The organism is Cupriavidus sp. 8B (assembly GCF_054589115.1).
The window spans coordinates 16,866-27,953 of sequence record NZ_BAAILO010000269.1; the positions used below are offsets into that span (position 1 = coordinate 16,866).

9 protein-coding genes and 1 pseudogene are annotated in these 11,088 nt (G+C 66.3%); 6 read left to right on the forward strand and 4 right to left on the reverse strand.

Going from position 1 to position 11,088, the window contains the following annotated elements:
• The first annotated feature begins 81 nt into the window (after nt 1-81).
• The 4 genes from ACYP5B_RS27105 to ACYP5B_RS27120 all read left to right on the forward strand — a co-directional run bounded on the left by ACYP5B_RS27105 (nt 82) and on the right by ACYP5B_RS27120 (nt 4,136).
• Nucleotides 82-1,071 (forward strand): tripartite tricarboxylate transporter substrate binding protein, encoded by a 990-nt coding sequence (locus tag ACYP5B_RS27105; protein WP_400097779.1) that lies wholly within the window; start codon nt 82-84, stop codon nt 1,069-1,071.
• 82 nt (nt 1,072-1,153) lie between these two features.
• The gene (locus ACYP5B_RS27110; RefSeq protein WP_459571758.1) at nt 1,154-2,149 is read left to right on the forward strand and encodes a Bug family tripartite tricarboxylate transporter substrate binding protein; all 996 of its coding nucleotides are present in this window, start codon (nt 1,154-1,156) and stop codon (nt 2,147-2,149) included.
• 43 nt (nt 2,150-2,192) lie between these two features.
• Nucleotides 2,193-3,131: a 2-hydroxyacid dehydrogenase gene (locus ACYP5B_RS27115; protein ID WP_459571759.1), complete on the forward strand. Its 939-nt coding sequence runs from the start codon at nt 2,193-2,195 to the stop codon at nt 3,129-3,131.
• Nucleotides 3,132-3,317: 186 nt separating this feature from the next.
• Complete coding sequence (locus tag ACYP5B_RS27120; protein ID WP_459571760.1) at nt 3,318-4,136, forward strand: hypothetical protein; 819 nt, start codon at nt 3,318-3,320, stop codon at nt 4,134-4,136.
• Between the two features lie 13 nt (nt 4,137-4,149).
• Here the strand turns inward: ACYP5B_RS27120 and ACYP5B_RS27125 are convergent, their stop codons facing one another.
• The 3 genes from ACYP5B_RS27125 to ACYP5B_RS27135 form a co-directional block, all read right to left on the reverse strand.
• Nucleotides 4,150-6,330 (reverse strand): TonB-dependent receptor, encoded by a 2,181-nt coding sequence (locus ACYP5B_RS27125; protein ID WP_459571762.1) that lies wholly within the window; start codon nt 6,328-6,330, stop codon nt 4,150-4,152.
• 59 nt (nt 6,331-6,389) lie between these two features.
• Nucleotides 6,390-6,731 carry a hypothetical protein gene (locus ACYP5B_RS27130; RefSeq protein ID WP_459571763.1) on the reverse strand — a complete coding sequence of 114 codons (342 nt, stop codon included), beginning with the start codon at nt 6,729-6,731 and terminating at the stop codon, nt 6,390-6,392.
• Nucleotides 6,732-7,182: 451 nt separating this feature from the next.
• Complete coding sequence (locus tag ACYP5B_RS27135) at nt 7,183-7,878, reverse strand: GntR family transcriptional regulator (protein ID WP_318237407.1); 696 nt, start codon at nt 7,876-7,878, stop codon at nt 7,183-7,185.
• A 214-nt stretch (nt 7,879-8,092) separates the two neighbouring features.
• Here ACYP5B_RS27135 and ACYP5B_RS27140 point away from each other — a divergent pair, with 214 nt between their 5' ends.
• Together ACYP5B_RS27140 and ACYP5B_RS27145 are read left to right on the forward strand one after the other, a co-directional pair.
• Nucleotides 8,093-9,517 (forward strand): amidase, encoded by a 1,425-nt coding sequence (locus ACYP5B_RS27140; RefSeq protein ID WP_459571764.1) that lies wholly within the window; start codon nt 8,093-8,095, stop codon nt 9,515-9,517.
• A gap of 62 nt (nt 9,518-9,579) precedes the next feature.
• Nucleotides 9,580-10,584: a Bug family tripartite tricarboxylate transporter substrate binding protein gene (locus ACYP5B_RS27145; RefSeq protein ID WP_459571765.1), complete on the forward strand. Its 1,005-nt coding sequence runs from the start codon at nt 9,580-9,582 to the stop codon at nt 10,582-10,584.
• Nucleotides 10,585-10,600: 16 nt separating this feature from the next.
• On the opposite strand, the pseudogene ACYP5B_RS27150 reads toward ACYP5B_RS27145, so the two are convergent.
• Nucleotides 10,601-10,969, reverse strand: a pseudogene (locus ACYP5B_RS27150) (NADAR family protein); the annotation flags it as partial.
• Between the last annotated feature and the right edge of the window lie 119 nt (nt 10,970-11,088).

An 11,088-nucleotide genomic window follows, 5' to 3' on the forward strand; every position in this document is an offset into this window, starting at 1 on the left:
AGTTGCGAAATTATGCGTTAGCGCTATTGCTGCGCGTTGGATGGAAAGCATTAAGCCGAATCAAATCGCGCAGGAGACAACATGCATTTCAACACAAAGCCCCTTGCCACAGCGCTCGCAGGCGTCGCCGCCGCAATCGCCTTGACTGTGCCGAGCACCCACGCCGCCGAAACCAGCTACCCCACCAAGACCATCACCATCATCGTCCCCGCCTCCCCCGGCGGCGCCATCGACCTGGTGGCGCGGCTGGTGGGCCAGAAGATGACCGAAGCCTGGGGCCAGTCGGTAGTGGTGGATAACCGCCCCGGCGCCACCGGCATCATCGGCACGGACCTCGTTGCCAAGAGCCCGCCGGACGGCTACATGCTGGCGCTGGTGGCCAGCAGCCACGCCATCAATCCCAGCATGGTGAAGAAGCTGCCCTTCGACACCATCAAGAGCTTCGAGCCGGTGGCGCTGACCCACGTGGTGCCGCTGATGCTGGTGGTGTCCCCTTCCCTGCCGGTTACGTCCGTCAAGGAACTGATCGCCTATGGCAAGGCCAACCCGGGCAAGCTGTCGTTCGCGTCCAGCGGCTCGGGCGGCGCGCCGCATTTCTCGGGCGAGCTGTTCAAGAGCATGACCGGCATCGACATGATCCACATCCCGTACAAGGGCAGCACGCTGGCGCACCCGGACCTCACCAGCGGCCGCGTGTCGCTGATGTTCGACACCGTTGCCGCCATCGGCCCGCAGGTCAAGGGCGGCAAGGTGCGCCCGCTCGCGGTGACCACCACCAAACGCTCATCGACCGCGCCGCAAGTGCCGACCATGGCGCAAGCCGGGCTGCCCGGCTATGAGACCAGCACCTGGGGCGGCGTGCTGGCCCCGGCCGGCACCCCCAAGGCGGTGGTGGACAAGCTCAACGCCGAGATCAACAAGGCGCTGGCTTCGCCCGACGTGCGCGAGCGCCTGCAGAACGCCGGTATCGAACCCGCAGGCGGCACGCCCGCGCAATTCGCCAGTTTCCTGCAGGTGGAGATGGGCAAATGGGCCAAGGTGGCCAAGGACGCCGGCATCCAGCCCGAGTGAGTTGCCCCCGGGCAGCCACCAACCAATGCGTGCCGGCGCGCCATGGCGCCCGGCCATCAAGCCGTACTTCCGGAGACAAGACATGCGCTCGTTCAACACCCCCACGCTTAGCCGCCGCGCGGCACTCATCGCCCTGGCCATCGGCGCCTGGATCCCCTGCGCGCAGGCCCAGCCCGGCGTTGCCTGGCCGACCAAGCCGGTGACCATCATCCTGCCGTTCGCCCCCGGCGGCGGCACGGATGTGGGCACCCGCCTGGTGGCGCTGCGGCTCTCGCAGCTCTGGGGCCAGCCGGTACTGGTGGACAACCGCCCCGGCGCGGCCGGCAATGTCGGGCTGGACATCGTGTCCCGCGCGAAGCCGGACGGCTACACGCTGGTGGCCGGCAATGTCGGCACGCAATCGATCAATCCCTCGCTGTACAAGAAGCTCAGCTATGACCCGGCCGCGTTCGTACCGGTCAGCCTGATGGCGGAGTTGCCGTTTGCCCTGGTGGTGACGCCCAAGCTGCCGGCCAAAAACCCGAAGGAGCTGGTGGCGCTGGCCAAGGCGCAACCCGGCAAGCTGACCTATGCCAGCTCGGGCAGCGGCGGCTCGCCGCATTTGTCCGCCGAGATCTTCAAGGTTGCTACCGGCACCGACCTGCTGCATGTGCCCTACAAGGGCGGTGGCGCGGCCATGACGGACCTGATGTCGGGCAATGTCGACATGCTGTTCGCCTCCATCCTGGAGACCGCCGGCCATGTGAAATCCGGCAAGCTGCGCGCGCTGGCCGTGACCAGCAAGGTCCGCTCGCCCGCGCTGCCGAACGTGCCTACGCTGGCAGAGGCCGGCATCACCGGCGCCGAGTCGGGATCGTGGGTCGGCCTGCTGGCGCCGGCTGGCACGCCCAAGGACATCGTCGACAAGATCGCCGCGGGCGTGAAGGAAGTCGTGGCGATGCCCGCGGTAAAGGAGCAGCTGATCGCGCAAGGCGCCATTCCCGTGGGCAGCACGCCCGCGCAGTTCGCCGACCTGATCGCCACGGACCGCAAGCGCTATGCCAAGATCATCCAGGACAACAAGCTCAGCGCAGACTGAAGCAAGCATCATCAGACAAACATAACCATACGGATCTCTTCTCATGAAACCACGCCTTCTCCAGCACGGCCGCCTGCCTGCCCCCCTTGAAGCCAGCCTGGCCGAGCACTACGATGTCCACCCGCTGTGGGCCGAGACCGATCCCGCCGCCTTCCTCGCCAGCCACGGCGGCGAGTTCGCCGCGCTGACCACGCGCGCCGCGATCGGCGTCGACGCTGCGATGATCAAAGCCATGCCAAAGCTGAAGGTCATCTCCAGCTTTGGCGTTGGCCTGGACAAGATCGATCTCGACGCCGCGCGCGCGCGCGGCATCGCCGTTGGCTATACGCCGGACGTGCTCAACGATTGCGTAGCCGACACGGCCTTTGGCCTGCTGATGGATGTGGCGCGCGGCTTCAGCGCGGCCGACCGATTCGTGCGGCGCGGCGAATGGCCGAAGGCGCAGTTCCCGCTCGCCACCCGCGTCAGCGGCAAGCGCCTGGGTATCATCGGCATGGGCCGCATCGGCCGCGTGATTGCGCGGCGCGGCTCGGGCTTCGACATGGAAGTGAGCTACCACAGCCGCCGCCCCGCGCAGGATGCCCCCTACCGCTACGAGCCCTCCCTGGCCGAGCTGGCCAGGTGGGCGGACTTCCTGGTCATCGCCACCGCCGGCGGCCCCGAAACGCGGCACCTCGTGTCCGCCGAGGTACTCGAAGCGCTGGGCCCGAAAGGCTTCCTGATCAATATCGCGCGCGGCACCGTGGTCGACGAAGCCGCACTGGTGGATGCGCTGGTGCATGGGCGCATTGCGGGCGCTGGCCTGGATGTGTTCGAGAACGAGCCGCAGGTCCCGCAGGCGCTCTTCGCGCTGGACAACGTCGTGCTGTTGCCGCACATCGCCAGCGCCACGCACGAGACCCGCAACGCGATGGCGGACCTGGTGTTTGAAAACCTGCAGCGCTTCTTTGCCAGCGGGGCGGTGAAAGCTTCGGCCCTGTAGATCAGCGTAGTGGCAGACGGCGTGGACTAAGGTCTCGCGCCCTACCCCGCCCCAATACTGCCCCGCCCCCCCACTCAAGTGGGGGTCTGTGTATCCCAACGGCCGCTTGCGCGTTAGGAGGACCGCGGGGCGTGCGCCCGAGCCGGCCAAGACCCCGCGACTATAAAAAAACACCGGGGAAAATGCATGAGGTCATTCCAGTTGTCCGTGCTCGCTGCTTGCGCCATGACCAGCGGGTGCGCAGCCATCGTCAACGGCACCAACCAGGTCGTCAGCGTGGAAACGCGCAAGGACGACCAACCTGTCCAGGGCGCGACCTGCAAGCTGGCAAACAGCAAGGGAACTTACTACGTCAACACGCCAGGCACGGTGACAATCAATCGCGCCTACGGCGACCTCAGCGTGCGCTGCGACAAGGCAGAGATGGAGGCGGGCCTGGCCACGGTCAAGTCCACCACCAAGGCCATGGCGTTCGGCAATATCCTGTTCGGTGGCGCGATCGGCGTGGCGGTGGATACCGCATCGGGCGCGGCCTACGATTATCCGGAGGTCATCATGGTACGCATGGGCACGAATTCCATCGTCAGCATTCCGACCGTGGCCGGCGGCCTGGGCCATACGGAAGTGTCCCTGCCCGCCGCCTCGGGCTATGCCGACATCAACAATGTCGATGCCGTGCCCTACGAGCGCGCGCGCCGTGGCTACACCGAATACCTGGCCCGCAAGGCACCCAAGGCCTTTGTGCTGGCGGACGGTGGCCACTATGCCTTCTGGTCGAACAACAAGGATGCCATCGAGAAGGCAATGGGCCAGTGCCGGGACAAGAAGTTCACCGCTTGCCGCCTGTATGCCTACGACGACGTGGTCGTGTGGCCCCGGGATGCGGGAACGACGCAGCGGCTTGCCACGAAGGAAGCGTCGCCCGCCGTCGCCGGCAACGGCACGCCCCCTGCGGGCGCCACCCCCGACCTCACAGGCGACGGGGGCCGGGCCCTGAGTCAGTGAGCGGCTCGCGCGCTCAGAAGGGCTTGGACAACGCCACGTAGAAGCTGCGCCGCGGTGCATACTGCGGCGCGCCCACGCCGATACCCGTGCCATCGCGCAACTGGTAGGAGCGATCGAACAGGTTGATCACCGTGAATCGCACCTTGAATTTGCCGATGATCGGCGTCTCGAATGTGCGCGCCACGCCAGCGTTGACCTGGAAATAGGCCGGCAGGTGGCTGGTATTGGCAAAGCCGTTGCGCAAGCCGCTGCCGAACAGGGCATCGGCGGTGAGCAGCGTGCCGCGCCACAGGTACGAAGTACCGAAGGAGCCGGCCACCGTCTGGTCATGGTCGAGGTGCACCCAGTTACTGGCGATAAAGGCTAGTTCATCCGGGCCGAAATGGAACTGGCCGGTCTCGACACCCTTGGCCATGGCGCGCGAGACACTCAGGTTAGCATAGGCGGCGAAACTCCCCTGGCGGTAGTTTGCCGAGCCTTCCAACCCGTAGATCTTGCCGTCGTCAAAGTTGAACGAGGAGAAGATCAGTGCATTGCCGAACTGCCCTTCGTCCTGCAAATGGCGCACCTTGCGGTAGTAGGCATCCAGGCCCAGCGTCAGGTTGCGCGTGGCCTGGTGGGAAATGCCCACGTCGAAGTAGTCCGAGCGCTCCGAGCGCACACTGGTATTGGCGTCCGATGGCAACGCGTTGGTCGTACCCTGGAACTTGGCCACCGACGTGGTATCGATCTTCTCCGTCGCCGGGGGCGTGAAATAGCGCGCGTAGCCGGCATGCAAGCGGGTGACGTTGGTGAGATCGTAGGTCAGCCCCAGGCGCGGGCTCACTTGCTGCTCGCTGACCACGGTATTGATGTGATCGTAGCGTGCGCCGTAGTTGACCGTCAGCTTGTCGGTGGCCTTCCATTCGTCCTGCAGGTACACGCCTAACGTCGTGCCCGTGTTGCTGGTGTTGTCCACGATGGAGAACGGTACGCCGCTGGTCTGGTTGCCATCGGCATCGGCAGGCAGCACGCTGGAGGTATTGTTGACGGCGAACCGCTCACGCTGCACGAACAGGCCGCTGCGAAGCGTATGGCTCGGGCTCAGCACATAGCTCCCGTCTGCCTGCACGCCATAGGCTTCGTTCCTGCGGGTGAGATTGGCGGCGACGCCGTTATAGGCCAGGTCGCCGATCGGGTCCGGGTTGTAGTCGACGCGGCTGGTGCGATGGAAGAGCGACACCTGGAAATCGAGCGCGGACGATACCTTGTTCTGGTACGAGAGGATCTGGAAATCGGTTTTCTCGCGCTGGTTGGCATTGAGCTGGTCGGAGGGCGGCGTGGCCACGCCATCGATCGAGAACGAGGGCGACAGGCCCGGCCGGTTCGGAATCTGGAAGCGGTTGTCGGCGCTGCCAAACATGAAGCTCACCCGGCTGTCCGGATTGATCAGGTAAGACAGCATGCCAAATGCCTTGCCCTGGTCGGTGTGGTCGTGGATGGCATTGCGCCCGGCGGCGGGGTTCTCGATGCCGAGGTTGTTTTCGACAAAGGAGCCGCTCAGGAAATAGCTCCACGGCCCTTTTGCGCCCTGCACGTATCCGTTGAGCTCATGGTCGGCGTGACTGCCGATGACCGTACCGATCTCGCCGCCGAAGGCCTTGGGCTGCCCTTCCTCATCGGCGGCCGCGCCCCTGGTGCGGATGTCCACGATGCCCGCCGTGCGAAAGCCGTACTGCGCCGGCAGCGCCCCGGTGATCAGTTTGATCTCGTCCGCGAAGCGCGTATCCAGCATTTGTCCGAAGCCGCTGATCGGCTCGGGAATGATGACGCCGTTGATGCGGTATTGCAGGTTGGCGTGGTCGCCGCGCACGTGCAACTGGCCAAAGGAGTCCTGCACCACGCCGGGGGCCTGCAGCAGGACCTGGTTCAGCGGCGTGTTCTCTCCCTGGGGCAGCGTGTTGATGTCCTCGCTGTCGAAACGGTAGACCGAGCTGCCGGTCTCGGGCGACAAGGCGTTGCGCGCCTCGTCGAGCCGCTTGGCGGTGACGACGACGGCATTCAGCGCCTTGGCGCTGGCTGCCGGCGTGGGTGCCGAGGAGGGCGAGGATGGGGAGGAGGAAGACGGGTCGGTTGGCGACGACTGTGCGTGGGCGGACAAGGCGAGCGCCGACGCGGCGCCGGCCGCGATGGCTCGAAGCGGGAAACGGGACATGGAAATGCCTCTGATGGTATCGGGATGTTGCGCACGGCCATCTGGCCCGCGCGAATGCACTAAGCGAACAATCCGCCGGTCAGAGGGGGGCCACGGCTGCGGGGCCGTGGCGAGAAGATGGGAGCGATGTGCCGCTCGGCGAGCAGCGGGTAATGCCAGCGCCTGGCACTGACAAGCAGCAGCCAGCAAGCCACCGACGGCATGGCCACCGCGGCGGCCGCAAAGGCCAGGCATTGCAGGCAGGCGTCGTGGCCGGGCCCGCACTGCTCAAGGTCGGCCGGTGCCGCGCACGGATTGCTCTGCTGGGACGCGTGGAGATGGGAAAGCGCGTGGACGACGCCGCCCGCCTGCCCCAAGAGCAGGAAGGCGCAGAGCAGGAGGACCAGCGGGCGTCGCCACATGGGATGGCTGCGAGGGCAAGGGCGCGGGCCATCAGCGGCCCTGTTTTCTATTTTTGCAACAGTGTTGCAAGTGTGCCATCAGGGCACAAGCGAACACAAGCGAAGTAAACACGAATGTAGCCGGGCTGCCTATACGACAAATGGCTAGTGATTTGGCTAGTGACTTGTGCCGCACCCCTCCGCCGAGTGGTAGCGGCCCGGGCACGCTTTTGCGCATACTCGCGACTAGCAAAAAAATAGCGCGAGCTCGCATCGGGGGTCAAACATGGAAGCACTTACGTTTGCGGGATATCTCCTTGCCTTTTTGCTGGCGCTTGTCCTCGGGGCGCGAAGCGTCAACCGGCACCATCCGGCGCTGCGGCAAGAACTGCCGGCTGCCGCGCAAGCCCCGGCAGCATTGAAGCTGGTCCTTGCAGCCTCCCGCCAGGACTAAGCTGCTCTAAGGCAAGAACTAGGGCTCGGCACCCGCCGCGACGTCGTCGCTTTCCAGCTGCGCCAGCGCCCGCAGCCGCGCCATCGAATTGCGGATATGCAGGCGGGCCAGATGCTCCGCCGCGTCGGCATCCCCGCCTTCGATCGCCGCCACGATCTGCTCGTGTTCCTCGATGGCCGCCAGCGCCCGGTCGCGGGCAAACAGGACCCTTGGCGCAAACACCTGCGATGTCATATGCACGATGGGCACCTGCCGCGCCAGGTACTCGTTCGCTGCCAGCCCGATGATGGCCGTGTGAAACTCGACATTGGCCGCCGTATAGACCTCGGGCAGCCAAGGCTCGAGACTCCCCCGCTGCGCCTCGATGATGGCGCGCAACGGCGCCCCGGCCAGCGCGCTGGCGCGTGACGCCGCCAGCCGGGCCGCCAGGCCGTCGATCACTTCGCGCAACTCGTAGGCGTCCATCAACTGCCGGAAATCCGCGCTGACCACGGTCACGCCGCGCGCCGTCTCGGCGCTGACCAGGCCCTCCCGCTCCAGGATGCGCAGGGCTTCGCGCAACGGCGTGCGGCTGATCTTCAGGTCCTCGGAAATCTCCACCTGACGCAGCGGCTTGCCCGGCGGGTAGACGCCGCGATAGATGCGCTGGCGCAATACCTGGGCGACTTCCTCGACCAACCGCACCCGGCCTTGCCATTCGAACGTTTCTGCCATTTGCCCCCTATTTACGTGACTGCGCGCGACTACACGCGACTTCACGCATCTCGGCGCCTGCTGAGCGCAGGGTGATCCCCTTTGAGTGGCGCAGTTTACAAGGCCTGCCCACGGGTCTACTATAGCCGTAAACACTGGATTCTGGATCCAAAAACCAAAGCCTCGCAAGGCGCGGCATCCAGGCCCCCGAGACGCTTTCTGGAGACGCCCGCCGATGAGCGATGCGCTTTGCTTTCTGTCCGCCGCCGAGCTTCAAGGCCGCATCGCCCGCAAGGAAATCTCGCCCGTCGAGCTCACGCAAGCCGTGCTCGACCGCGCCGCCCGGCTGCAGCCCGAGCTGAACTGCTTCATCACGCTGTGCGCCGACGAAGCCATGGCCGCCGCCCGCGAGGCGGAGCAAGCCGTCATGGCGGGCAAGCCACTTGGGCTGCTGCATGGCATTCCCTTCACCGCGAAAGACCTCGTCAACACAAAAGGCGTGCGCACCACATTTGGCGTGGCGCCCTACCGGGACAACGTGCCCGACCACGATGCGGTGGCCATCGCCCGCCTGCGCGAGCAAGGCGCCATCCTGATCGGCAAGACCACCACGCCCGAGTTCGGCTCCAAATGCCTGACCGATTCGCCGTTGTTTGGCCGCACGCGCAATGCCTGGAGCCGCGAGCGCACCAGCGGCGGATCGAGCGGCGGCGCGGCGGTTGCCGTGGCCAGCGGCATCGCGCCGCTGGCGGTCGCAACGGATGGCGGTGGCTCCACGCGGATTCCGGCCGCTTGCAACGGCGTGGTCGGCATCAAGCAGAGCAACGGCGTGATTCCGCATAGCCAGGCGCAGGACCTGTTCGGCAACCAGACCTATGTCACGCCGACCACGCGCACGGTCGCGGACACCGGCCTGATGCTGCAGGCGATGGCCGGCGAGCACGCCTGCGATCCCTGGTCGATCGGCGTGCCCAAGCCGGACTATGTCAGCGCGGCGCACCCGCAAGGCGATCTGCGCGGCCGCCGCATCCTATACTGCCTGACGCCGCCGGGACGCCCGGCATCGGCCGAGGTCGCACGTGCATTCGAGGCGAGCCTGTCCAGGCTGGCCGGCCTGGGAGCGGAGCTGGAACCCTTCTCCGGCGAAGGCTTCGACGTAGAGCCGATCTGGCGCGCCATCAACCATACGGTCTGGCGCGCGCGCTTTGCCGCCATTGCCGAGGAGCACGGCGACCAGCTCAGCGCCACATTCCTGCGCCAGGTGGCTTCCGCCGCGCAGGTCAGCGGCGTGGAATACCAGCAAGCGATGTTCGACCGCACGAAGCTGTTCCTGCGGGTGCAGGCGCTGCTGCAACGCGGCGACCTGCTCGCCATGCCAACGCTGACACGCACGGCGCTGCCCATCGGGCAGGACCTGTTCGGCACCATCGACATCGACGGCCAGGCTTTCGAAAACGTGCGCGCGCACTGGTTCCCGTGGACCATGCCATTCAACATGACCGGCCATCCCGCCATCAGCCTGCCCTGCGGCTTCGGCAGCGACGGGCTGCCGATCGGCCTCCAACTGGTGGGCCAGTTCCGGGGCGACGCCGAACTGCTGCGCGTGTCGGCGCTGTTCGAGGCGTCGCACGGGCTGCTTGGCCAGTGGCCGCAACCGTAATCCGCTGGAACCGCTCCCTCTTTCTCACCGATAGACATCGAAACCGCGAAACCGCATCCGCCATGACCCACGCTTTACGCCGCAACATCGTGATCCACACCTTGGCGCTGTCGGCCTGCGCCGTTGCTGTCCTCGCCCTGCCCCGGCCGGCCGGGGCGGCGGAAGGCTCGGATGCCGCGATGCACATCATCGTCGGCTACGCCCCCGGCGGCGCGGCCGACAGCCTCGCCCGGATCTATGCCGAGCAACTGCGCCAGGATGGGCACGGCACCGTCATCGTGGAGAACAAGCCCGGCGCATCGGCCCGCCTGGCGCTCGACTACGTGAAGCGCGCCAAGCCGGATGGCAAGACCATCTTCATCGGGCCGTCGCCGCTGTTCACCATCTTCCCGCTAACCTACAAGAAGCTGGGCTACGACGCGGACAAGGACCTGGTGCCCGCGGCCGTGCTGACCGACGTGCCAACCGTGATCGCGGCGGGCGTGCAGCAGCCGTACAAGAACATGAAGGAGTACGTGGAGTGGGCCAAGCGCAATCCCAATAGCGCCAGCCTGGGCCTGGCGACCATCGGCAGCGCCGGCCACCTCGGCACGGTAGCCCTGGGCAAGGCTGCCGGCATCGCCATCATGCCGGCCGCCTATCGCGGCGCGTCCCCGATGCTGGTCGACGTGATCAGCGGCACGGTATCGATTGGCTGGGATGCCGTGGCCAGCATGATGCCGCTGTACAAGGGCGGCAAGCTGCAGTTCCTGGGTGTGAGCGGCACGCGGCGCGCCAAGGCGCTGCCGGACGTGCCGACGTTGAAGGAGCAAGGCTTCAGCCAGTATGACTACGCAACCAGCTGGTACGGCGCGTTCCTGCCGGCCGGCACCCAGCCGGATGTCGTTGCCAAGGTCGAGAAAATGTTCATGGTCGCCTCCGGCAATGCCGCGACCGCCGGCAAGCTGGAGGCCCTTGGGCTGGAAGTGGCAGCCAAGCCGGGCCAAGAGGCGCGGCACCGCATCCAGCTGGAGCGCGCCGCCTGGAAGCCGATCGTGGAGGCTACCGGCTTCGTCGCCGAGGACTGACCAAGGCTCGCCTGGTTTAGCGTGCTGAAGCGTCCCTGAGCGCTTCGCGCGCCGCCATCAGCGCAAATCCCAGCAGGTTGGGCCCACGCCATTGCTCGGGGTTGCCGGCGCACGGATCATCCGCCGCCAGCCCGATGCCCCAGACGCGATCCACCGGGCTGGCCTCCACCAGCACGCGCTCGCCGGTGCCGAGCAGATAGCCGGCCAGCGCCGGGTCCTGGCGGAATTTCTCGATATTGCCCCGCGTCACCAGGTCCAGGCACACGGCGTCCCAACGCGGCGCATCGAAGCCGCGCACCTCGCGCCCCACCTGCTTGGCGGCGGCGGGCGTCGGCGCCGCCAGGACGCGCGACAAAGCCTGCGCATCCCCGAACAGCCGGGCCTTTCTCTTATGGAAGGGCTTCCATAAGGGGCGCTATCGGCAGTTTGCAATTATGGAAGGTTGAACGCTCGGCTGTCGGAGATAGCATCTATATACAGGACATCTGGTGTGCCGTGTCAGTC

Bases quoted from the DNA above. Each gene is read 5' to 3' on its own strand.
- ACYP5B_RS27105 (WP_400097779.1), top strand. From the start codon at position 82: ATGCATTTCAACACAAAGCCCCTTGCCACAGCGCTCGCAGGCGTCGCC.
- ACYP5B_RS27110 (WP_459571758.1), top strand. From the start codon at position 1,154: ATGCGCTCGTTCAACACCCCCACGCTTAGCCGCCGCGCGGCACTCATC.
- ACYP5B_RS27115 (WP_459571759.1), top strand. From the start codon at position 2,193: ATGAAACCACGCCTTCTCCAGCACGGCCGCCTGCCTGCCCCCCTTGAA.
- ACYP5B_RS27120 (WP_459571760.1), top strand. From the start codon at position 3,318: ATGAGGTCATTCCAGTTGTCCGTGCTCGCTGCTTGCGCCATGACCAGC.
- ACYP5B_RS27125 (WP_459571762.1), bottom strand. From the start codon at position 6,330: ATGTCCCGTTTCCCGCTTCGAGCCATCGCGGCCGGCGCCGCGTCGGCG.
- ACYP5B_RS27130 (WP_459571763.1), bottom strand. From the start codon at position 6,731: ATGTGGCGACGCCCGCTGGTCCTCCTGCTCTGCGCCTTCCTGCTCTTG.
- ACYP5B_RS27135 (WP_318237407.1), bottom strand. From the start codon at position 7,878: ATGGCAGAAACGTTCGAATGGCAAGGCCGGGTGCGGTTGGTCGAGGAA.
- ACYP5B_RS27140 (WP_459571764.1), top strand. From the start codon at position 8,093: ATGAGCGATGCGCTTTGCTTTCTGTCCGCCGCCGAGCTTCAAGGCCGC.
- ACYP5B_RS27145 (WP_459571765.1), top strand. From the start codon at position 9,580: ATGACCCACGCTTTACGCCGCAACATCGTGATCCACACCTTGGCGCTG.